The sequence below is a fragment of the Microcoleus sp. K5-D4 genome (assembly GCF_036704575.1).
Classification (GTDB): domain Bacteria; phylum Cyanobacteriota; class Cyanobacteriia; order Cyanobacteriales; family Microcoleaceae; genus Microcoleus.
On the sequence record NZ_JAUBSD010000009.1, the window covers coordinates 1 to 22,555 of the forward strand.

Below are 22,555 nucleotides of genomic sequence, written 5' to 3' on the forward strand. Positions count from 1 at the left end.
TTTGACCCTTTATGTCCTAGTTTGATTCCGGCGATGCCTTTGGTTTTAAATTGTTTTTTCCAATAACCAATAAAAAATTTACTTACACCTAAAATCTTGCTGATTTCATGGTAGATATTACCTGAAAGCGCCATCCTTACAGCTATTGCTCGTTTTAGTTCCCTTGCATCGATATCGCTTTTAATGAAATCTTCTAATTGGGCTATTTCTTTTTCCATATCTTTTTCTGGGAGTTGTAAGTTATTCATCTTTTTATTCACGATCGAGTATTGCATATAATTGTATCATAGTCTTGATAATGATTTAGGATTGCTATAGGTTTCGATAAGTTCTTGGTTTTTTTTTAATGGTGACTGAATGTGAGTGTGCAAAGCATCTATGATTGTTTCGGTTTGTTCCCTGGCTTGATTCAATATTCCTAAGTCGTTAGGATATTTAATGTCGGCTGGCGCGCAGGTTGCGTCTAATATTAATTTTCCTTGATTTTTCGGCTCGCTGATGTCCGATGACTTTTTATCGACTACTTTGCCTGGTGCTTCGGTCTGCTCTTTGACCATTTTTTCATTGATTTTATTGACTAGGTTGACACCTATTCTCTGTCTAAAATGAACCAACATTGATGAGTCGAATGGTGCTTGACTGCTATAGCTGGTCATGCCTAGAAAGTATTGTAAGTATGGGTTTTCTCGGATTTTTTCTATTGTTTCGCGATCGCTGGTTCCTAACCTTTCTTTAATAATTAATGCTCCCAATGCCATCCGAAAAGATTTCGCTGGAGCTCCCATATCTACGGAAAAGTTTTGAGCATATTCTGCTTCAAATGCTGACCACGGAATTAGTTTCGCCATGATTACCCAACGATTATCTTCTAACAATTGCCCCTCAAAAGGCAAGTCAAAGTTGGATGGCGGGTTTGGGGTTGGGTCAACTTTTCGGTACATTACGAAAGTGATGTTGTACTAGGCTTTGGACAGATTTTAGCTCATAAGCTTGCACACGCGGAGCGTTAAAACCAGTCAAAGTCTTTCTCTGTAAAGGTTTTAGGCTTTTTCAGCAAACCCTATTTAATCAAAGGCAAAAATCCGTTTCAGGGTTCTTCTTTCCAGATGCTGCCGCTGTTGAATCAAAGAGTAGAAATTATCACTGACAATCCCAAACAATTGTATTTGAATGGCCAAACAGGCGAACTCACGCATATTGACCGTTATGAGGTGACTGTGAAACTAGATTCTGAAGAAGACGAGAGATTGATGTGGCCCTATGTCAATGTTTGGTGGCAGGATATCAAGGCTGCTAGCGCACATAAATCGCAGTAATTTATATCGTTTCCGGTTGCATAGAAATAATAAAATCGAGTTGACTGTTCACTGTCAACCGTCAACCGTCAACAATCATGAGGAGTGTAACCGGCATTTATCTCATTCACTCTTTAAAGCTGGTTCAGTTCCTTCTAGAGGTCGCACAATTGCGGGTTTATTGGTAGATTGTTGCTGAAAAAGTGCCTTGAGTGCCAAGTCAAGATTTTCTGCCATGACGATGCGGTTTTCGTAGGCAGCAATAACTCGGACTAAAGTTGGCAAACTATTGCGTTCTGCTTCTAAGTAAAGAGGTTCCACATACAGTAAAGATTGTTCAATGGGAATTACTAATAAGTTTCCTTGAAGTGCTTTGGAACCCTGGCGATTCCAGAGAGATATTTGTTCGGAAATCACTGGATCTTGGTTAATTAAAGCTTCTATTTGTTCCGGGCCGTAAACTAATCGCTGTTTGGGGAACAGATACAGCAGCAATTTTCCGTAATCCCCACCATCCGAGCGTCCTGCAATCCAAGCAATTAAATTGTTGCGACTTACTGGTGTAAACGGAAGCAGCAAAATAAATTCTTCGGCTTTTTCAGTTGGCAGTTTCATAATCAAATAATACGGTGCTACGGCCTGCTGTTCGCTGCCATAAATTTCATTGGGAACTCGCCACAAATCCTCCCGATTGTAAAATACTTGCGGGTCTTCCATATGATAAGTTAGCAAGCGTTCTGATTGAATGCTCAACAGATCTACTGGATATCTGATATGCTTGCGGAGAGCCGGAGGCATTTTGTCAAGGGGTTTGAAGAGTCCGGGAAAGATAGCCATCCAACTGTTAATAATCGGATCGGAGGGATAGCCAACGTAGAAGTCAACAGACCCGTTGTAAGCATCAATCACTACTTTAACGGAGTTGCGGATGTAGTTAAACTCATGATTTCCAGGGTCAGAATACGGATAGCGATCGCTCGCTGTATAGGCATCGATAATCCAGTAAAGATAGTTGGGAGATTTATCAGTGGCAGAGGGGGAAGGTTTAATCTCGTTGCCATTTTCATCTTTTTCTTTTTCTATATCATCATTGCTAAGATTGGCGTTCGCTACTACTAAATACGGGTCGGAATCGTAGCGCAAAAAAGGAGCGATCGCCCGGACTCTTTTGTTGATATTTCGGCGGTACATCAATTTAGTTTCGGGCGTAAAATTGCGCGTCAGCGCCATTTGCCAATTTTTGAGATAATTAGCAAACACCAAGCGCCGCCACCTAGAACCGATCGCAATTCCGCCCCTACCCCTATAAGTATTGTAAACATTGTCTTCGCCGCTGGGATAGTCGAATTCTTCGACTTTTGTGGGCGCCATCGCGTCTGTATCGGTTATTTCGCCGTAGTAAATTCGCGGGTAGCCGATCGGAATACTGGCCCGAATTCGATCGCTAGTTACTCCCAAAGCAGTCTCTCCTGTCTGGGCTGCAACTCCAATATCTTTGACAAAATAATCAGGTAAACCGCCGACACCGACTGTATTTACCGGAGAAAGAGTAAAGCCGTAACCGTGAGTGTAAACCAGGTGCTTGTTCACCCAAGTTTGAGCTTCGGGGGCAACTGCTGTATAATCTAATTCCCGCGCTGCCAGAAACACTTGTTGGCTTTCAGAATCTCCCTTTTTGGCTTTTTCATTTTTGATTGTGTAGCGCTCGATATCGGCATCAGGAAATGTATAATAGGGTCTGATTTGCTGTAACTGTCGGTTGGTTTGCAGCAGCGGCAGCTTGTCCCACAGCCGGATGTTGCTAATAGTAAGTTTATTTTTTTCTAAGTCGGCATAACTAAGTTTTCCGGCGGGATCGAAAGTTTTTATTTCTATATTGTTGAGGTCAAAGGCTTCTTGAGTAAAGGCAATACTGCGCTTAATGTATGGCTTTTCTCGTGCTAATTCGTTAGGTTTAACTAGGAGTTGCTGCACAAGTGTTGGCAGCAGCCAAGTTCCCAAAAAACTTAAAGTTAGCCACGCTAAAATAATCTTTTTTATGAGTTCATTTTTTATTTTGAATGAGTAAACCTGGCACAGCATCAAAAGTGCGATCGCCCCCGCCAAAATACTCAAAAATCCATAGCAGGGCAGTCGCACCGTCACGTCAGCATAATTCGCCCCGTAAGTAACGTCTCCCCGCGCATACAGCAAGGCGTAGCGCCCCAGCCAGTAGCGGAATGCAACGGCTAGCATTAAAGCTGCACCCAACCCGTACAAGTGCCGGTGCTGCGATCGAGAAAACCCCAAAAATCTCCCTTGACTCAGGCTATTTCCCGACAGCAAGTATGTTAAAGCACAAGATACTAAACTGTACAAAAATACAACTGTCAGCCACAAGTCTAGCAGTTCTAAGATTGGCAAAATAAATACATAAAAGCTAATATTTTGATGGAAAAGAGGGTCGGTTGTGTTAAAATTAGTAGGGTGAAAATATTGCAAAACATTTGTCCAGCGACTGGTGGCAATTAGCCCGATCGCCAAACTGAGAAAAAGGGCGATCGCCCGCAGCAAAAAATCAGGCTTAATTGCCACAGCTAACATTGCTCCCAGCAGCAAGCCCAACTGCCACCAGTGAGAAAATAGGTGCACCGCTATTTGCTGGATTGACTCAATTCCCAACTGCACGGGCGGTGCAGGCAAATTGCTAGCTATACCGAAATAGGTGAGGCTGTTTGCAGCTAACAGCCCGCAGTGAATTACTGTCAAAGTTGCGATCGAACTCAATCCGAATACCGTCAACAGCAGCCAGGAAAAAGTAATTTGGGATTTAGCAACAGATAACTCGTAATTCTTCCCAGTTTTGTTAGCCCTGAGTGAAGCGAATAGCGCCCCCGCAATCGGCGATTTCATTTCCTCTGCGGGATGTTGCAGGCGGCGGGCTAAAGCCAAATTTCCGAGCAAAAAGACAGAAGAAACAGCAATTGCGATCGTCCCCAGCAACCCTTGAGTTTTCAGCTTTAATAGAAAAACCTGAAGATATCCAACTTCCTGAAACCAGAGAATTTCTGCCGCAATGCGGGAGGCAAACTCCAAAACCAGCCACAACCCTACAATCGATAAAATTAATGGATAAATTCGCCTTCTTAAAGTCATAACAATCAGCTAGAAGTAGGGACATTGCATTGCCCATATCTGTCAACTTAACCCAAAACCTCACTCTTAGACGTAAGTCCAATGCTAATAGATCGAGTCCTCGGAATGAAGAGTAATTAACTAATCACTTCTTCAATCCTATGCAATAGGACTTGAGCTTTGAGCCAGCGCTTGAAACCCTGTCTGACTGATAGTTGAGTGCTAAGCTGATAGCAACGGACAAATGCGTAAGTCCCTACACATATAACGTGCAATTAACCGAATGTGAATCGAAAATTGAATCGACTAAACTCCAGCTAGCTATACTGCTGATTGACATCCACATCCAAATTAAACAGTGTTTGCAAAGTTTGCATCGCTTGCCGCCGCGCTTCAATATCCTGCTGAGCGCGCAACTGTACCATCGGATCGTGCAAAATCTTATTCACAATCCCCCTTGTTAAAGATTCAATCACGTCTTGATGTTTCTCCGAAAATTCCGAACCCAGACGCGATAAAGCTTTTTCTAACTCTTGTTCCCGAATCAATTCTATCTTATCCCGCAAACAGCTAATAGTAGGAACCGTTTCCAGACTGCGCCACCAGAGATCAAAAGCCTCTACTTCCTGTTCCAGCAAGCCCTGAGCTTCCATTGCCATTTTGCGGCGGCTTTCGTGATTTTGGGCTACCACTGCTTTCAAGTCGTCCACATTAAACGATCGCACATTAGCGAGTTCATTCGCATCTGAGTCAATGTTGCGTGGCACAGAAATATCCACCAACATCAAAGGGCGATTCGGGTCTAAAACCGATTCCAATTTAGCTTTATTTAACAGTGGCTCAGTAGCTGCCGTACTGGTAAAAACCAAGTCAGAATTGGCAATTATCTGCATCATTTCCGAGAGTTGATACAGGTGCAATTCAGCATCTTTAAACTGACCGGCTAACTCCAGGGCGCCCCGCACAGAGCGGTTAACGATCGAAATATGGCTAGCTCCTTTTGAGAGCAAATGCTGCACCAAAAGCCGCGACATTTTGCCAGCACCGATAATTGCAATTTTGCTGCTTGCTAAATGCTGACCCTTCATTTGAGCCAATTCTGCCGCCGCCGAACTAATCGAAACTGCACCGGTACCGATGCTAGTTTCCGTGCGAACTCGCTTCCCTGCTGTGAGAGCTTGCTTGAACAAGCGCTCTAAAATTCTGCCTACACCTTTGTACTGCTGGGCGAGTTTGTGAGTTTGTTTTACCTGAGCCAAAATTTGTCCTTCTCCGAGCACCAAACTGTCGAGACCAGAAGCCACTCGCATCAAGTGCATCACCGCATCTTCGTGCAGCAAAATAAACAGGTGAGGGCGCAAAGACGGCAAAGGAACTTTACTGCATTCCGAAAGGAACTGAATAACCTCTCGGACACCCGGTTCCGACTCGCTGGTAACAATATAAATCTCTAAGCGGTTGCAAGTGCTGAGGATGGCAACCTCTTGAATGTGCGGGTAGCCGCGCAATTGGGCGATCGCCGCTTCAACTTTGTGTTCTGGAATGCTTAGTTTTTCGCGAACTTCTACCGGCGCTGTTTTGTGGCTGAGACCTACGACTGCAATATTCATATCTGTGATTTGTCACTATTTCTTTCTTAGTTGTTAACAGTCACCTGTTATTAGTTCTTAGTTTATCGCTAATTGCTAATCATCGGTGACTGTTAACCGTTAACTGTTAATTGTTAACATTTAACTGTTAACCACTAACTAATCACTAATTCAATTGCAAAGATTTCGGCTGGTCAAACATATGGATTGTATCCACAAACCGAGCAGTTTTCGACTGAGAAGAAATTACCAAACTTTCAGTGCGAGCGCCACCGCCAAAGAAGCGAACTCCATCCATCAGCGTTCCGGGAGTAATCCCGCAAGCTGCAAACAGAACTGTTTCTCCAGATGCCAACTCTTCAGCATTGTAAATCTTGTCTGGGTCTGTGATGCCCATGTCTTTAAGTCGAGCGATATTGCTCTCTTTGCTTTCACCGATCAAACCAGTTTTTACAACAGCCGGATCGTAAATTAACTGTCCTTGGAAGTGACCGCCCAAGCAGCGCATTGCTGCTGCGGAAATCACACCTTCGGGTGCAGCGCCAATACCCATAAGTGCGTGGATGTTGGAACCAGAAAACGCGCAAGAAATCGCTGCCGAAACGTCGCCGTCGCTGATCAACCGAACTCTTGCACCCGCTTGCCGAATTTCATTAATTAAATCTTTGTGTCGGGGGCGATCCATGACCACCACCACCAAATCTTCAATACTGCGGCCGAGACAATCAGAGATAATTTTGAGGTTTTGAGTCGGCGTTTTGCGAATATCTACATGATTCTTAGCAGCCGCAGGAGCAGCCAATTTGTTCATGTAGAAATCCGGTGCCGCAAACAAACCACCTTTTTCAGAGATTGCCAAAACTGCCATCGAACCGTTTTGACCGTAAGCGACCAGGTTAGTACCTTCGCAGGGGTCAACAGCGATGTCAATTTCGATCAATTCATCTATGTTGCAGACATCTTTGGCATCTTCGCGGGTACAAATACCTACTTGTTCACCGATGTAAAGCATTGGTGCGTCATCGCGTTCGCCTTCGCCGATCACGATGCGGCCGCGCATATGAATTTTGTTCATGCGCTCCCGCATGGCTTCTACAGCCACTCTGTCGGCTTCATCTTTCTCGCCTTTGCCCATCAAGCGAGCGGAGGCGATGGCTGCCTGCTCAACTACTTCGATAATCTCTAAACCGATTACATTGTCCACGAACTAGATCCTCCCAACTGCTGATGCGTGCCTTGTGCTCTTTTGCACTCCCAGCCATCAAGTTTATCAGAGGCGGGGATCTGTGCGAGCGCAAGCAGTTGCTTAGTTTGTGTTAACTTTTGCTTCTTTGAGACTGGGGCTGGAAAATCTGATCCCAACAAGCTCAAAGATCTGATCCCCCCAATACTTGACTCTTGCTTGGAGGATCGCACGCTAGCCCCGTCTGAGCGCTAAATCGCGGAGTCCAGAGGTTCCGGGGAAGCGAGGGGCTGTTTCAGGCAACTTGTCATCCCGAGTGCCGTTAAAGGTTTTATGATTAGTTTGCGATCGCACGATTTCTCAGAAACCTGGTGGCTAGACCGGATTTATCGTTACTAAACCCAATCTTTTGGTAGAAACCGGGTTTCGGAGGGTAAGTCCTAATGATGATCACAAATCAAATGGACAGCCCCAAATCGGGACGCAGTAGACTTTATCAGCGGGAAACAATAAAAAATGATGATGAAAGCCCAAGATATTATGACAACAGAAGTTGTTACCATTCGCGGTTCAGCAACGGTAGCTGAAGCGGTGGCGATGATGAACGATTTGTGTTTGCGCGCTTTAATTGTCGAACGTCGCCACGAACAAGACGCATACGGCATTGTCACGGAAACGGATATTGTCTATAAAGTAGCAGCCTACGGAGTAGACCCCAAAAAAGTCCGCGTCTTCGAGATTATGACCAAACCGTGCATTACGGTGAATCCAGACTTGGGCGTGGAATACGTGGCTAGGTTGTTCGCGAATACCCGCATCCGCCGGGCGCCGGTGATTAAGGACGAGCTAGTGGGCATTATTTCGGTCACGGATATATTGACAAAAAGCGATTTTGTCGAGAAGCCGAAGAGTATTTTATTTGACGAAGAAATCGAACAGGCGATCGCGGATGCCAGAACTATCTGTGCCGAGAAAGGCGCTACTTCTAGAGAGTGCGCGGTAGCGTGGGATATTGTAGAGGAAATGCAGGCTGAGGCTTCTCACCAGCGATCGATGAAGCTTGAGAAAACGGCTTTTGACCAGTATTGCGAGGAAAATCCCGAGGCGGCTGAAGCGCGGATGTACGACAGTTAATTTAGTCATTAGTTATTAGTTATTAGTTATCAACTCTTATTTATGGATTGATAACTAATAGCTAATTATCGGAAAGAGCTTTTTTTCTGAGAGCCTCACGAAAAATAAAAATCTTAAGTGTTTGGCTCAGTCATACAAAACACGTTCAGCTTATTCCCATCAAGATCGCGAAAATATCCCGCATAAAACCCCGGCAACACGCCTCTTGGCCCCGCCGCTCCTTCATCCTTAGCCCCAAGTTCGATCGCTTTGTTATAAACTAAGTTAACTTTTTCGGGACTGTCAACTTGAAGAGCTATCATTACTCCATTCCCAACAGTTGCTCTGTTACCATCAAAGGGTTTTGTAATAGCAAGTGCTGGTTGCTCTGGAGAAACGCTCCATGCGATAAATCCGTCGAATTCCATGAATCGTCGAGCGCCAATTTCAGCAAGCAAAGCATCATAAAACTTTGCTGCCGTTTCAATATCGTTGGTACCGAGTGTAACGTATCCGATCATATTTTTGGTCTTCTAACTGATGTTAAGATTAAAAAAATGTTTGAGCAAATAACAACTGAGTTAAACTGATTCTTATAAAACCAAAGCTACAACTCAAACATCATTTTAGATCATAACTCAAACTATCTCGGTTTTCTCCGATCCAATAATTTATTGCCGATCGCTAATACATTCGGGAGTATCTCTACTTGGACTGTTGACGATCGCACTTACGGCCTTTGCTTTCATAGCTTCGGAAGCATAGGGCTTTAACAGGGGCAAAACTTCCTGAGCATTTTTAACAGCAGGATCTAGCCACTGTTCCCAATCGCTGTCGGGGAGAATCACCGGCATTCGATCGTGCATCGGCTGCACGGTTTCGTTAGCCTCGGTAGTAATTATACTGCAAGATACAATGTTTTCTTTTTCTGGAGATTCCCAATTTTCCCACAAACCGGCAAACGCAAAAGGTTCGCCGTCTGCCTTTTGAAAATAGTAAGGCTGTTTGTTCTTTCCCTGCTGTTGCCATTCGTAGAAGCCGTCAGCGACTATCAAACATCGCCTGTGCTTGATAGCGCTGCGAAAAGCAGGTTTTTCGGCTACTGTTTCCGATCGCGCATTGATCATCTTGCTGCCCGTTTTCATGTCTTTTGCCCAACTTGGAATCAAACCCCAGCGCATAAATTGAAACTGTCGCTGCATTTTTTCTTTTTCAACTGTTACTGTGGCAACTGATTGAGTTGGGGCGATATTGTATCGCGGTTTGATGTCGGGAACTTCCGACAGTTTGAAGAACTCGGCGATGATTTGACCTGAAGTAGTTAAAGTGTATCGTCCACACATAATTTATAATTGGTATTAACAAAAAGGTAGATTGCGATTTACCGTTGGGCGGGGCGGGTTTTCGAGATTATTGGTGTTAGGCAAAGATGGTTTCTAAAACCCGCCCCTACGAGACACTGCTAAATTGTGGAATATTCGCCGACAACCATTCGACGCGCAACTTTTCAATAGCTAATTCTTTGAATTTAGCTTCTACTTCAATCCAAGGAGCCTGATAATAACAATTAGGCATTTCTGTAATTACATCGCTGTGGCGCGGGTCGGCAAAAAATTCTCTGCCATTTGATATGTGTACTAATTGCCATTCAGGAACAGACCAAGTTGTGCGGGCTGCTGCGAGCATTTCGGCAACGCTGGGGTCGTCATAACTTTCTAAATGTTCGTGAATGACGTGGTGGTGGGCGTCAAAAACCATTGGTACGCCGGTATCGAGACAAACTTCTAAAATTTCCGAGGAACTGTAAGCGTATTCGTCGTTTTCAAAGGTTAAGCGCGATCGAATTGATTCGGGTAAATCGCGGATGACTGACTTGAGTTGTGAAGTGCGATCGCTCTTGCCGCCGTGAATGTTCATCAGTGCCTGGGGCGATCGGGGCTGTCCCAACATATCTAAAATTAAAGCATGAGTGGCGAGAATTTTAATGCTGTTTTCAACGACATCAGGCTTGTCGGAACTGAGCACGACAAATTGATCGGGGTGGAGTACCAAACGGATGTTGAGGGAAATTGCGCGATCGCCCGTATTCCGCAATTCCTCAGCCATCGAGTTTAGCACTGCTTCCCCCAAATCTGTATCTGCAAAAGGGAACAGTGCAGAAGTCATACGGTAGAGCTTAATCTGATTAACGGAACAGAAGTCGATCGCTTTGTCAAGTCGTTTTAAGTTGTCTGCATACAATTCGCGCAACACTTTTTCTTGTTCAGTTTCCGAAAGCTGTAAAAGTCGCTTCCGGGTGACAGTGCGAAAGCGCACTGCATCGGATGTTGTAATGCAGACCAATCCCAATTCCGGCAATTTTTCCTGTTCCACTACTTGGTTAATCCCGCTCATTTAGCAATAATCCCTAACTTTAATTTTATGTTAAATAGGTTTTTCGTAAGGACTTTAGTTTTTAGTCTTGAAGTTTTTAGGTACTACTGAACCTGCCTAAAGAGTCCGGCAGAGATTGAAATCGCTGGCGGACTCTGGAAGTGCAAGATGTAATTAGTACAACCCTAATTTTTATCAAACCTCTAATCAACCGCGTTGCAGATAGCATATCGATGCCAATTTAATCGATATAACTATTGCTGTTCTTGGCGAGAATCAGCCTCTTCGTCGGGCCGCGCGGTGGCAACAGGATTTTCCATTGCTTCGTTATGGAACGGATAACCGGATGTTTCTTGATTTAGCGGATCAGCGGGTTGGTCTTCAGGTGATGTAATTTGACCGTTAGTGTTGGTATTGGGTTTTGTGGAAGAGCCTTTATGGCTGGCGTGACCGCTGCTCATTTTTTTTTCCTCAATTAGGTTTATGGAACAATTTCTAGCTTAGACTTAGCTGCTGCGGGCGATCGCCTATCTTAAGTCAGAGATGTTGCTTAACAGTTGAGGATGCTATAGCCTTTCTTGGCAACAGTGCGGTAGATAGGGAAACCGCAGATTAAGGCAGATAAACACAGATTAACGCCGATAATTTCAAGATATCTCTGCGAATGGCAATCCGAGCGGGAATTGGTCGCCTGTGTACCTCACGAAAATTGAGAAAGGCTATATATCTCATGATTTTCCCCATTTCTCCTTGACAATTAACTCCGCAAACGGCCGGATCGCATAATGCTAATAACTAACCACAAGCCCAAAAAACTCGCTGCCCCAAACAAACCAGTGCTCAGAAAAGATAGCTGAGGAGTTTGTGCGTTAGAAGAAATAATTGCTGCCCCTACAATCAGCGAACCCACGACAATACTAAAAGAAAGTCGGTTCGCAGAATCCCCCAGAGTGCGACGCAGCGGGTCGAGTTCTTTTAGGGTCAAGTTCCACTTCAAAGTTTCCGAAGTAACTCGGTCTAAAAGCACTTCCACCTGTCGCGGAGATTGCAAAGATAAGCTTTTGAGATCCAGGGCAGTTCTCAGCAGAGCTTGGATCGGATCGTCTCCTAATAACTGACGCCGAAACATATCGGTCATCAGCGGTTTGACCTGCTCTACAATATTAAACCGGGGATTAAAAGAGCGCGCCAGTCCTTCCAAATTAGCTAGAGTTTTTGCATACAAACCGAGATTGCTGGGCAGTCGAATTTTATTTTTGCGGGTGATTTCCAGCACCTCATAAAAAATTTCCGACAAGTTCATTTGCGACAAGCTCACATTGTAATACTTGCGTAGCATTCGAGCCAAATCGTTTTCGAGATTTGCTAAACTTTTCGGCTGAGCAAATTCTGCCATTTCCAAAGTTAATTGAGCGCAGCGCTGAGCATCTAAATCCACAATTGCCAGCAACATTTCGGTCAAATTCTGCTGAGTGCGCGGGTCTAATCTGCCGACCATGCCGCAGTCTAGCAGGGCTATCCGGCCATCTTTGAGATAAAATAAATTGCCGGGATGCGGGTCGGCGTGAAAGAATCCGTCGATGTACAACTGCTGGAAGAAAACGCGGCAAAGCAGCGTTGTAATTTCTTCGCGTTCGGCATTTATATCTCCTTGGTGGCGAATTCCTTGCAAATCGCCTAACAAAATCGGGACTCCGTTCAGCCACTCCATTACTAAGAGTTTTTTTGTAGTTAACTCCCAGTTAATTTCTGGTAGGACAACTTGTGTGGGGTCAAACCATTTACTTTTAGATAAATTGCGGCGCAGTTCGTCTGTGTAGCTGGCTTCTTGAATGAAGTCTAATTCTGCACGCAGGGCGATCGCAAATTCTTCTGCTAAGGCGACAATATCGTATTGTTGACCGAAGTCTGTGAGCATGACAAGTTCTGCCAAACCTCGGAGCACGGCGATGTCTTGTTCGATGACAATCTCAATACCGGGGCGCTGAACTTTGAGGGCGACTTCGCGGCCGTCTTTTAAAGTAGCTTTGTGGGTTTGCGCGATCGAACCTGCGGCTACGGCTTCGGTGTTAAATTTGGCGAAGGTATTTTCGAGAGATTGTGTGAGTTCCTGGCGGACGATTGCTTCTACTTGTGACCACGGTACGGGCGGCACTTCCGCTTGTAGCGTGGAGAGGATTTCGATGTAGCTGGCCGGTAAAAGGTCGGGACGGGTGCTCAGCAATTGTCCCAATTTGACAAATACTGGGCCTAATTCGACGAGGATGTTGCGGAGAACTGCTGGAGTTGGGAGACTGGGTGCGTCGGTTTTGCGGCCGGTTAGGAGGCTTTTCATGTAGTCCCAACCGTTGCGGAAGACGACCTCTAGAATTTCTCCTTTGCGAGAAGTGTTTTGAACTAGGCTAAACAAGGGGCCTCCGGGTCGATCGGGTTTAAGGGCTATATAACTACTAGGATAGCGCTGTTGACCGGGCTGACCAGTGTCTTGGGGAATAACTTGGGGGAAAAAGTGCGATCGAATTTTGGGGTGTGGGGGCGATCGGTTTTTGGCTTCGGCATTACTCCTCATAGTAATATACATTTAAAGCATACATAATATTTTTATAATTAAAAAATTATACGTCAATAAATTTTATTATATAAGTAAAGTAAATATTCAGATTTAGGAAGGGTCAAAAATATGAGTGCAGTTGATGTAATATTTACAATTTTTGAGTCGAGTAATCAAGGTTTAAAATAGTGGGAAGTATCTACGAGTTGGCGGTGTGATGCGGGATGCACAGAAGCAGCCGCCTGAAATAGTTGCTATGTTGCGTGAAGTAAACTCTAATCTTTCTCCAGTATCAACCCTACTATCTCAGTGTGGTTAAGTGGTCAGTATTCTCACTTTTACTGTCTCATTTATAGCATTTATTGTCGTACTACAGCGGTTAGAAGAAATTGAACAACGCTTGAAGCGAATTGAGCCTAAAATAGACCTGAGTTTTTATGCTCCAATCAAGTGGGAACAATTGTGATATCCCATTTAGGCAGGATTTCGGAGCGATGCCAGAACCGGAGGTACTGTTCTAGTTCCTGAGATGAAGCCTTAATCCCCTTTTCATAGGTCGTTTCTAGCAAATGTACAATTGGTTTGAGTTTCTTCCACGTCATATTTGCAGCCGAGTTGACCGAGTAAGGCAAACGAGAACTGTCTGCCACTGAGTATCACAGTCATCTGCTGGGATTGGTTCTAAACTTCTAGCTTTGCCGCCTCTGGATAAATTACCAATCTTGACTTTGGCTTTACTATTTCCCAACCAGTCTATAAATTGAAGTGATTGATTTGATAAAAAAGAACATTTGCTCTTATGAGTGGAGCTTGACTAAAGTAAAGGCATCAAAGAAAAACGCCAGCGAACATTAAGCAGTCAGTTTCAACTAGACATTCACCCGTGAGGTTTGCCATGAAATCCACTTTATCCAACAGCGTTAACGCAAAAATGAAAACCCCCAGCCATCAAAGACCTTTACAGCTTACGCCTCAAAAACCAGAGGAAAAAACCTTAACTCGCGGACAGCAGTTAGCAGATACCCTAGCAGCGAAAGTGGGTTCGTGGCCCTTTTTGATTGGACAGACAGTAATCCTCGCCGGGTGGGTGGGCGCGAACCTGACACCGGGCATTCCTCACTGGGATCAGCAGCCCTTCATCCTCCTCAACTTAGTATTCTCCTTTGCCTCTGCTTACACTGCACCGATTGTGTTAATGAGTCAAAACCGCCAGTCGGATGCCGAACGCGAACAAAACCTCTACAATCATCAAGTTAATCTCAAAGCTGCTCACGATGTGGTACTGCTGCACGAAAAGCTCGATCGATTAAGCCACCACATTCCTGACTTAATGGAAAAGCTCAATCAGCAACAGCAATCTGTCAGTCCCATCAAAGAGATGGTGATGCCAGCCCCCGTTAAGGCAATTACCGAAGGTAATGAAGCAGCTAAGCCGTCTGTTTCGGATCAGAAGCAGAAGGCTGAGGTTCCCATACTACTTCCCCAAGTATTTAAATCGAACTTTTACTCATCAAAATATGCAGAAGTGATGCCAATTTCACTTCCAACTCAAAAGCCATCAACACATTCGGTATCCGCGTTAAGCTATTTCAAGCTGTGACAAGCGACGTTACTAACCAGTGAATGAGAGCATCAGTCTCGCCAATCTGTTAAGTAACAGTTTTAACCTAAAAAACCTATAAATCAATTAATCTCAGGCACTCTTCCAGCCATACTAGCATCACAATCTAGGCAGTTAGATATGAACCCCTTCATTACCGCTATTTCCACAGGTATTACAGCTTTCGTCGCCACAAATTTAGATGATATTGTCATCTTGCTGCTGTTTTTTTCCCAAGTCAATGCTGTTTTTCGACGGCAACACATTGTTACAGGACAATATCTTGGGTTCGCAGCACTGGTGCTGCTTAGTCTTCCTAGCTTCTTTGGCTGTATGATGGTGCCGCGCCCTTGGGTGGGGATGTTGGGGTTAGTACCAATTGCCATTGGAGTCAGCCGCCTGCTAAATAGAGATACAGAGGCTGATGATGAAAATACTGCTACAGATTCGCCTCAATTGACTATCTTTGCTAGTCTTTTATCGCCACAAACTTATAGCGTAGCTGCGGTGACATTTGCTAATGGAGGTGATAATGTGGGGATTTATGTCCCGTTGTTTGCCAACTGCACTTGGGATAGCCTGCTAGTGATTCTGAGCGTCTTTTTCTTGCTAGTGGGTGTCTGGTGTTATGTGGCGTATCAACTAACTCGCATGAGCGCGATCGCGACCCTACTTGTCCGCTACGGTAATTCCCTTGTTCCCTTCGTTTTAATGGGTCTGGGTACGCTGATCCTGCTCGATAGCCATACTCTAGAGAATCGCGGTTTAACGGTAGTTACTTTAGCTATCAGTTGCTTGTGGCTGCTGATATTGCTTAAAGACAGTTATCAATCGTTAGAGACTGCACCTAAAGTCGAAAAAATTTAGGCAAGCTAGAGTTCAAGTTTCCGCCACTTTGCTGAAGTTAAAAAATAATTTATAACTTCAGCAAAGTGGAGGGGTTTTCTAAGAACAAACTCTGATTTCTTACACAAAGGACAACAAAAATGAGCAAGTTTTTCAAACTAATTCTGGTGGCTTTAGTGCTTTTCGTAAACTTAGCTGTAGCTCAGCCTTCTTCGGCCGGCAAGGATTTCACAAAAGGAGCTGACTATGCGGAAGTGACACAGGAATTGAATCAACTTTTGTCAGCCCAGAGCGACCCTTCGACTGCGGGTTATACGCCTGAACAGTACCAACAGCGGTTGTCCGAATTGCAAATGCAGAAGTACGTGATTGAAACTGCTAAAAAGCGGGCTCAGTGCCGTAATGCAACCGGGCAAACGCTGGCAGTTTATGCTAATAAGCCGAAAAAATTGCCGACGCAACTTTATTTCCTGGCAGCCGGTGAGATTACAGATGATGATTGGGATTGCGATGGTATTTACGTGCCAGCAGGGACTCAAGCTACTTTAGGTCCGACGGCTCAGCCTGCTTCTTTGGCTGAACCGGTTGCTATTAAGGTTGTAGATGGTACGCAGCTAATTGCTACAACGAATGCAGCAACGGGTGGAATTCAATTGAATGTTGCCCCTGCGAAAGTTTTTAAGGCGGGTGAGACAACTTGGACTTTGCCCTCGTTTTCTCAGGCCCAGATTAATGCACAAGTTCCTACGCCGGAACTGATTGATTAATCTTTCTTGAGGAACGGTTAATAGTTGGGGACTTGGGAAAAAATAAAGTTCCAGGCAGAATAGAGGAGAGGCAATGCCACCATTGGCGATTGTCTCTCCTCTTTAGATCGCAAAAAAGCCAGAAGATTAGGAGGTTTTTTCAATGAAATGGCTAGTTTTACTAGAAGATGTTAAAAAGTCTGATTTTGACAATTTGTCGAACTTGCTGCGTTCATCTGATGAATTTAGCTTAATCACAGAGAAGAGTAAATATTACCTAACTTCTTCGCGCTGGGAATCACTAACGAATGAGTCTGATGTATATTGGGAAGCTACTAAACCTCTTCAACATATAAGTGCTGTTGCAAGGATTCAATTTACAGATTTTCCACTTCTTAAGCCTGATATGATCTACGAAGTTGACGAAGAAGGTAAGCGTCATGGGCGGCGTGCGCTTTCAGCCACAATTAACGTGGGTTCAAGTTGTTCTGTTTCTATCCAACTAGAAGGCGGTCAAGATATAATCCCTATTTCAGAGTTTGAATCCTGGATGAAGCTGGCAGAAGAAGACGAGATAGTTAAAAATGTTTTCAGACTAATTACGGAGTTTGAACCTAACTGGATTAATCTTTACAAAGTTTATGAAATTGTCAAGAAAGATGCTGGTAAAAAAAAGATTGAACAGTGGACTAAAAATAAGATTAGCCAATTCACGCATACTGCTAATAGTCAAAGCGCAATTGGTGATGATGCACGGCATGGTGTCGATCAGAACCAGAACGATCCACCCAAAGAACCTATGCCACTATCAGAAGCAAAGGCTTTAATTATGACTCTGCTACAAAAATGGCTTCTGTGGAAGTGCGAACAACAAAAGTAGAATAGTAAAGTACGACACAGATTAAAAAACGAAATTCTGGATCAAGAGTGATTAATCCTTTGTATTCGCCTGCCCAATCTGTGCCGTACTTAGATCACAACAAATCTTTCAACTTGTCATCTTCTCCCAACACCTTAATTACCTGTTTAATCTCCTGCGTCCTATCTTTTTTCACAATCAAAGTCACGTTGCCATCTCTGACAACTACCACATCTTCTAAACCAATGGTGACAATCACCTCGTTCTCATCGGCTGCATAGAAAATGCCGCCTTTGGTGTCAATCCCGACGTGTTTTGCTAACTCGACATTCGGTTTGTCTCCTTGCAGCAAACGGCCGATCGCATTCCAATCACCCAAATCATCCCAGCTAAAGCCTACGGGCAGAACACAGGCTTTTTGCGTCTTTTCCATCAGTGCGTAATCGATGCTTATTTTGGCTAATTCCGAGTAAGCCTGTGCGCCTTTTGCTTCCAAAGCAGCCATCATTTCCGGTACATGATTTCGCAATTCTGTCAAGACTGTTCCGGCGCGAAATACAAAAATGCCCCCGTTCCAACTAAACTTGCCGCTGGCGACAAATTCTTCAGCAGTGGTGCGATCGGGCTTTTCCGTAAACCTGGCCACCCGATAAGCCGGAAAACCCCCAAAACTGCCAATTTCCTCGCCTTGTTCGATGTAGCCGTAACCAGTCGAAGCATAACTCGGCTTGACTCCCAAAGTGGCGATCGCATCCTGATTTTTCGCCAACTCTGCAGCCGCCTCCAAAGTCTTGATAAACTCCTGTGGTTCCCCAATCCAGTGATCCGCCGGGAAAAAACCAACAACCGCATCCTCACCGTAACGCTTCGCAGTTTCTATAGCAGTCCAGGCCACCGCTGGCGCAGTATCGCGGCCCTCCGGTTCCGCCAGCAAATTCTCCGGTGGTAACAGTGGCAACTGTTCGCGAACCCCCGCCGCCAACATTTCCGACGTTACCACCCACAAATCCTCCCAACCGTTACCTAATTCCAAAAGTCTTTCCGCAGTAGCCTGCAGCAAACTCTTGCCGCTACCGTCGAGACTCAAAAACTGCTTGGGCCGCTGCTTGCGGCTCAGCGGCCAAAAACGTTCGCCTTTACCACCGGCCAGAATCACAGGAATTAAGGTTCTACTCATTGTTTAAAGTTTAAATAGTTCACGTCCATTTTGCCCTGATACCCGAGATGGTGTTTGTAAATAATTACTGAGGCACAATGATGATAGACTGTTGACTGTTGACTGTATCACCCTAAATGTAGGGCGCGCATTGCGTACCTTACCCAATATAAAACAACAAAACTCTCGTTAAGGAATCCTTGAAAATTGCTATAGCGACCAGCAATTACCATTACCTATTACTTCGACAATTCGATATTGAGTTCGTTCACGACACGGCGTTTGAGCGGGATAGATTTTTCTCTGGGCAGCAAGTCAAATACTTTCCGAAAAGCATCATCTACCTGTTCAAATGGTATTTGTCCTTTCTCATTAAAAACTACTTTCCCCGATTGGTCTAGGATGACAGTTTGAGGTACGAAACCTTCGTAATAATGGCTCGGTTCGGTGATTTCTGGTGACGGTTGCGGAGGCAAGGAGTCAATTGTTATGGGCATAAAATCGGCTTCGCGGCCGTAAAATTCCTGGAGTTGAGAGACGACGATCGCGTATTGCTTGGAGTCGCTGCTGTCATCAGTGTAAAAAACTAACAGTACGGGTTTATGGCGTTTGAAAGAATCTGCTATCTTGACTTTAGGAGGAACTAGGGAACCGTTGCCGGCGTAGAGGGCAAAGATTGTACCGTCAAAGCGATCGTCGGTAAGAGTTGCTAAAGCTGGCGCCGTGCCGCTTAGCAGTATGAAGCTAAGTGTGATCGCTACTGTTACAAGACTGGCTGACAAGATTCGCCTCAGCCAGCGGATGCCAGAAGCAGCAGTAACAATTGAATTTTTGTTCTCAGGAAATATCATAGGTTGTGGGCAGTTGCTGTAACGAAAGCGAAATCAGATGCAAAAACTTTCCTAAGTCTATCAGCAAAATGTAGGCAAATGTTGTTGAGTAGGTTAAAGTAGTTTCGGCTCGATGATCATAAATTGCTGATACTTGCGATCGACAAGGCGATTCTACAGGCCGAAGATCACTATTTGCGATCATCGACTTTTCAGGGGCGGACAGTTCCAGTCCGCGCCACAATAAAATTTATTTGTGGTGGGGTGGGCTTCTAGCTTCCCAGAACGCTGCATGATCTTAAATTAAACTGATTACTAGAAACCGACAACTGGGAATTCACAACTAATGATAGCTTTGCTTGACGCACTCCTCGCCCAAACGCCCGCTGCTGAGGTTTCCGGGCCTGCTAACATCAATCTGGTGCAGGCGATTGTTTTAGGAATTGTACAAGGATTAACAGAGTTTTTGCCCATCAGCAGCAGCGCTCATTTAAAGGTAGTGCCGATCGCCCTGGGATGGGGCGATCCGGGGGTTGCTTATACTGCTGTAATTCAGTTGGGCAGTATTGTCGCAGTGCTTTGGTATTTCTGGAAAGACTTGACAACTATAACTTTGGGTGCTGTAGATGCTGTGGTGCGGCGCGACTACAAATCGCAAGAGTTTCAACTGGCGCTGGGATTTGTTTTGGGAACAATACCTCTAGCCTTTTTTGGGCTGCTAATCAAGGCATTGGTTCCAGGTTTTGACAAGTCGCCGCTCAGGAGTTTGGCCAGCATCGCCATTGCTTCGATAGTCATGTCGCTACTTTTAGCAACAGCAGAAAAAATTGGCAAGCGCAATCGCACTTTTGAAAAGTTAACTGTTCAAGACGGTATTTTGATGGGATTAGCTCAAGCAATCGCATTGATTCCGGGGTGTTCGCGATCGGGTTCCACTCTAACAGCAGGATTGTTCATGGGATTAGAAAGACCTGCCGCCGCGCGGTTTTCTTTTTTATTGGGAATTCCCGCAATTACTCTGGCTGGATTAGTGGAATTAAAGGGTGATTTGGCACAAGGAATCGGCGATGCTGGAGTTGCAGCTTTGATAGTGGGAACGATTTCGGCATTGGTGTTTTCTTATTTGTCGATCGCCTGGCTAATGAAGTTCCTGCAAACTCAAAAGACGTGGATATTTGTATTGTATCGGCTAGCTTTTGGCGTAGCCATTTTAACGGCGCTCGCAGGTGGGGCAGTGCGAAATATATAAAATAGGACTGACTTGAACCTAATTATAGCCCTTCTCAAGGGCGGTGAGTTATGTCCGGTAATGGGTAAGAAAGCAATCGCTCGCCCTCGCACCTTACTCACACTTTTTTGCCCTATATATGCCGTAAGAGGTGCAACTTGACAAGCATGAGAGTTTAAGGCTTTGACAAAGGGATATTCGGCTCTCAACGCTGTATTGTGACGATACATATCTTTTTGTTCCACACCTCGGTTGCCCATCCAAAAACGGACACATTTGTTGCGGACAAACTGAGCGGTTTTAATCGCTTCGTCGGCAGCGTATTGAGTTGTTTTTGCCTTAGCCTTAAACTCTAAAAGTATCATTGACGTGGAAAAACTTTACGTAATTATTGTAGTATAGAAAAGCCGTCAAGCTAAGGATGGGGCTTGTATCCTATTAATTTCGGTAATGCTAAAAGGAGAGTGGCTGTGAAAAAAGTAGCAGTATTTGGCAACCCTGGAGGCGGTAAATCAACTCTCAGCAAGAGATTATCCGACATCACTGGGTTGCCGCTTTACGTCTTGGACAAGATTAAATATCGATCGGGCGGCGTTGAGGTGTCACAGGAAGACTAGAAGCGCGCCCATCAGGAAATTTGGCAGACTGACAGATGGATTATTGACGGGTTTGGTTGCATGGAAACCGTCTGGCTGCGACTTGATGAGGCGGATACTCTGGTTTATGTCGATCTAACGCTATACGTGCATTTCTGGTGGGTGACTAAACGAATGATCTCGGCTTACTTTAATCCGCCCGAAGGCTGGCGAGAAAATAGTCCAATATTCAAGGGTTCGATGATCGGTTACCGCGTGCTTTGGTTGTCTCACAAATATTTAATTCCAATGATATCGCGAATATATCGATCGGGCGCGAAGTAGCAAAATTGTTTATCACATCATATCTACTGAACAGATTTCGCAATTTTTTGAGTCTATTGAAAATAAGACCAAGATTAAAGATGGTGAACTGATATAATCAACTTAATGACTCAGTTACGGTTAAAATTAATAGGATTAATTTATGGAACCCACACTGGAAGCTAAGTTGTGATGCCGATCGAGAGATGGCTGCAACTACCCGCCAAGCCCTACTGGAAAAAATTGTAGGCGATCGCACGTTAATGTTTGCCTATCATTTTCTGTATGCGGGTATCGGACATTTGCGATCGCGCGATCGGGGTGGATTTGATTGGCAACCCGTCAATTGGCAATTTGAAAGTTAATTCTGCTTGCGGAAGTCATGCGTAGGTTATTGGCAACTACTAACCTTTGCCGTTAGACAGTTTCATTGTAATCTATAATCGAGCAGTAAATTCTTGCTAAGAAATGCTGTAGATCGACGATAAAAAATTATGCAGCAACAGAATTGGCAACCACCAGAATATATCCAACTCAAGGGTCAATTTGTCACGCTGAAGCCCCTCGTTCCAACAAGAGATGTAGGTGAACTCTATTCGCTCTCGCATGGCACTCCTGAAAAGCAAGCGGTGTGGAACTATCTGTTCTATGGTCCGTTTGAAAGTCCCTCTGCCATGCAATACTGGATGGAAACAGAAATGATTGGTAAGTCCGATCCTTTGACTTGGACAGTCTTTGAAAACTCCAGTAATACTCAAGTGGGGATTGTCGCATTACTAGCGATCGTTCCCAATCACAGTCGAGCAGAAATCGGTCATGTGTGGTTTAGCCCTGCTGTACATAAAAGTAAAGTTAATACAGAGTCACAGTTTTTATTACTTCAGCATCTTTTTGACGGCCATTCATACCGTAGAGTTGAGTGGAAATGCGATGCACTTAATCATGCTAGCCGAACTACGGCCGCCAGAATGGGATTTCTCTATGAAGGGCGTTTCCGACAACATATGATTGTGCGTGGCAGAAATAGGGATACTGATTGGTTTGCAATGACAGACAAGGAGTGGGGACGCTGTAAAGTGAATTTTGAAAAGTGGCTTTACTCAAACGAAAAACTCTCGTTGATGGAACTCAACAATGGCTGAGGTTAACTTGGAATTATGATGAGGAGTTCTG

23 protein-coding genes and 1 pseudogene are annotated in these 22,555 nt (G+C 44.7%); 11 read left to right on the top strand and 13 right to left on the bottom strand.

Annotated features, from left to right (window positions below; all coding sequences use genetic code 11):
* Together QUA77_RS04660 and QUA77_RS04665 are read right to left on the bottom strand one after the other, a co-directional pair.
* The coding region (locus tag QUA77_RS04660; protein WP_333449400.1) for a helix-turn-helix domain-containing protein at window positions 1–248 on the bottom strand (248 nt) is incomplete at its 3' end.
* Between the two features lie 67 nt (window positions 249–315).
* Window positions 316–941 (bottom strand): annotated as a pseudogene (locus QUA77_RS04665) (transposase); the annotation flags it as partial.
* A 165-nt stretch (window positions 942–1,106) separates the two neighbouring features.
* Between QUA77_RS04665 and QUA77_RS04670 the strand changes: the two are divergent.
* Window positions 1,107–1,316 carry a hypothetical protein gene (locus tag QUA77_RS04670; protein WP_333449401.1) on the top strand — a complete coding sequence of 70 codons (210 nt, stop codon included), beginning with the start codon at window positions 1,107–1,109 and terminating at the stop codon, window positions 1,314–1,316.
* A gap of 102 nt (window positions 1,317–1,418) precedes the next feature.
* Here the strand turns inward: QUA77_RS04670 and QUA77_RS04675 are convergent, their stop codons facing one another.
* The 3 genes from QUA77_RS04675 to glpX form a co-directional block, all read right to left on the bottom strand.
* Window positions 1,419–4,430: a UPF0182 family protein gene (locus tag QUA77_RS04675; RefSeq protein WP_333449402.1), complete on the bottom strand. Its 3,012-nt coding sequence runs from the start codon at window positions 4,428–4,430 to the stop codon at window positions 1,419–1,421.
* A 296-nt stretch (window positions 4,431–4,726) separates the two neighbouring features.
* On the bottom strand, window positions 4,727–6,019 hold the full coding sequence (locus QUA77_RS04680; protein ID WP_333449403.1) for a glutamyl-tRNA reductase: 1,293 nt from the start codon (window positions 6,017–6,019) through the stop codon (window positions 4,727–4,729).
* A 145-nt stretch (window positions 6,020–6,164) separates the two neighbouring features.
* The gene (glpX, locus tag QUA77_RS04685; protein ID WP_333038520.1) at window positions 6,165–7,202 is read right to left on the bottom strand and encodes a class II fructose-bisphosphatase; all 1,038 of its coding nucleotides are present in this window, start codon (window positions 7,200–7,202) and stop codon (window positions 6,165–6,167) included.
* 495 nt (window positions 7,203–7,697) lie between these two features.
* Here glpX and QUA77_RS04690 point away from each other — a divergent pair, with 495 nt between their 5' ends.
* The gene (locus QUA77_RS04690) at window positions 7,698–8,315 is read left to right on the top strand and encodes a CP12 domain-containing protein (RefSeq protein WP_333038521.1); all 618 of its coding nucleotides are present in this window, start codon (window positions 7,698–7,700) and stop codon (window positions 8,313–8,315) included.
* Between the two features lie 113 nt (window positions 8,316–8,428).
* On the opposite strand, the gene QUA77_RS04695 is transcribed toward QUA77_RS04690, so the two are convergent.
* The 6 genes from QUA77_RS04695 to QUA77_RS04720 form a co-directional block, all read right to left on the bottom strand.
* The gene (locus tag QUA77_RS04695; RefSeq protein WP_333038523.1) at window positions 8,429–8,815 is read right to left on the bottom strand and encodes a VOC family protein; all 387 of its coding nucleotides are present in this window, start codon (window positions 8,813–8,815) and stop codon (window positions 8,429–8,431) included.
* Between the two features lie 150 nt (window positions 8,816–8,965).
* The gene (locus QUA77_RS04700; RefSeq protein ID WP_333449404.1) at window positions 8,966–9,637 is read right to left on the bottom strand and encodes an SOS response-associated peptidase; all 672 of its coding nucleotides are present in this window, start codon (window positions 9,635–9,637) and stop codon (window positions 8,966–8,968) included.
* A gap of 106 nt (window positions 9,638–9,743) precedes the next feature.
* Entirely contained in the window at window positions 9,744–10,688 is a 945-nt protein-coding gene (gene uvsE / locus QUA77_RS04705; RefSeq protein ID WP_333449405.1) for a UV DNA damage repair endonuclease UvsE, read from the bottom strand.
* A 233-nt stretch (window positions 10,689–10,921) separates the two neighbouring features.
* The gene (locus tag QUA77_RS04710) at window positions 10,922–11,128 is read right to left on the bottom strand and encodes a hypothetical protein (protein ID WP_333060751.1); all 207 of its coding nucleotides are present in this window, start codon (window positions 11,126–11,128) and stop codon (window positions 10,922–10,924) included.
* Window positions 11,129–11,424: 296 nt separating this feature from the next.
* A complete protein-coding gene (locus QUA77_RS04715) occupies window positions 11,425–13,077 on the bottom strand; it encodes an AarF/ABC1/UbiB kinase family protein (protein ID WP_333038641.1) in 1,653 nt (550 codons plus the stop codon).
* Between the two features lie 587 nt (window positions 13,078–13,664).
* Complete coding sequence (locus QUA77_RS04720) at window positions 13,665–13,868, bottom strand: hypothetical protein (protein ID WP_333449406.1); 204 nt, start codon at window positions 13,866–13,868, stop codon at window positions 13,665–13,667.
* Between the two features lie 245 nt (window positions 13,869–14,113).
* Between QUA77_RS04720 and QUA77_RS04725 the strand changes: the two genes are divergently transcribed.
* The 4 genes from QUA77_RS04725 to QUA77_RS04740 all read left to right on the top strand — a co-directional run bounded on the left by QUA77_RS04725 (window position 14,114) and on the right by QUA77_RS04740 (window position 17,290).
* Entirely contained in the window at window positions 14,114–14,818 is a 705-nt protein-coding gene (locus QUA77_RS04725) for a DUF1003 domain-containing protein (protein WP_333449407.1), read from the top strand.
* Window positions 14,819–14,959: 141 nt separating this feature from the next.
* Window positions 14,960–15,685 carry a cadmium resistance transporter gene (locus QUA77_RS04730; protein WP_333449408.1) on the top strand — a complete coding sequence of 242 codons (726 nt, stop codon included), beginning with the start codon at window positions 14,960–14,962 and terminating at the stop codon, window positions 15,683–15,685.
* 119 nt (window positions 15,686–15,804) lie between these two features.
* A complete protein-coding gene (locus tag QUA77_RS04735) occupies window positions 15,805–16,431 on the top strand; it encodes a hypothetical protein (protein ID WP_333449409.1) in 627 nt (208 codons plus the stop codon).
* A 142-nt stretch (window positions 16,432–16,573) separates the two neighbouring features.
* Entirely contained in the window at window positions 16,574–17,290 is a 717-nt protein-coding gene (locus QUA77_RS04740) for a hypothetical protein (RefSeq protein WP_333449410.1), read from the top strand.
* A 94-nt stretch (window positions 17,291–17,384) separates the two neighbouring features.
* On the opposite strand, the gene QUA77_RS04745 is transcribed toward QUA77_RS04740, so the two are convergent.
* Both QUA77_RS04745 and QUA77_RS04750 read right to left on the bottom strand, forming a co-directional pair.
* Window positions 17,385–18,446 carry a mannose-1-phosphate guanylyltransferase gene (locus tag QUA77_RS04745; RefSeq protein WP_333449411.1) on the bottom strand — a complete coding sequence of 354 codons (1,062 nt, stop codon included), beginning with the start codon at window positions 18,444–18,446 and terminating at the stop codon, window positions 17,385–17,387.
* Between the two features lie 218 nt (window positions 18,447–18,664).
* Window positions 18,665–19,276, bottom strand: coding sequence for a thylakoid membrane photosystem I accumulation factor (locus QUA77_RS04750; protein WP_333038545.1), 612 nt, complete (start codon window positions 19,274–19,276; stop codon window positions 18,665–18,667).
* 325 nt (window positions 19,277–19,601) lie between these two features.
* Here QUA77_RS04750 and QUA77_RS04755 point away from each other — a divergent pair, with 325 nt between their 5' ends.
* The 5 genes from QUA77_RS04755 (at window position 19,602) to QUA77_RS04775 (ending at window position 22,524) form a co-directional block, all read left to right on the top strand.
* Window positions 19,602–20,504 carry an undecaprenyl-diphosphate phosphatase gene (locus tag QUA77_RS04755; RefSeq protein WP_333449413.1) on the top strand — a complete coding sequence of 301 codons (903 nt, stop codon included), beginning with the start codon at window positions 19,602–19,604 and terminating at the stop codon, window positions 20,502–20,504.
* A 449-nt stretch (window positions 20,505–20,953) separates the two neighbouring features.
* A complete protein-coding gene (locus QUA77_RS04760) occupies window positions 20,954–21,100 on the top strand; it encodes a hypothetical protein (protein WP_333449414.1) in 147 nt (48 codons plus the stop codon).
* 60 nt (window positions 21,101–21,160) lie between these two features.
* Window positions 21,161–21,403 (top strand): hypothetical protein, encoded by a 243-nt coding sequence (locus QUA77_RS04765; protein WP_333449415.1) that lies wholly within the window; start codon window positions 21,161–21,163, stop codon window positions 21,401–21,403.
* Between the two features lie 185 nt (window positions 21,404–21,588).
* A complete protein-coding gene (locus tag QUA77_RS04770) occupies window positions 21,589–21,747 on the top strand; it encodes a hypothetical protein (protein ID WP_333449416.1) in 159 nt (52 codons plus the stop codon).
* Between the two features lie 129 nt (window positions 21,748–21,876).
* A complete protein-coding gene (locus tag QUA77_RS04775) occupies window positions 21,877–22,524 on the top strand; it encodes a GNAT family protein (protein WP_333449417.1) in 648 nt (215 codons plus the stop codon).
* Window positions 22,525–22,555: the final 31 nt, after the last annotated feature.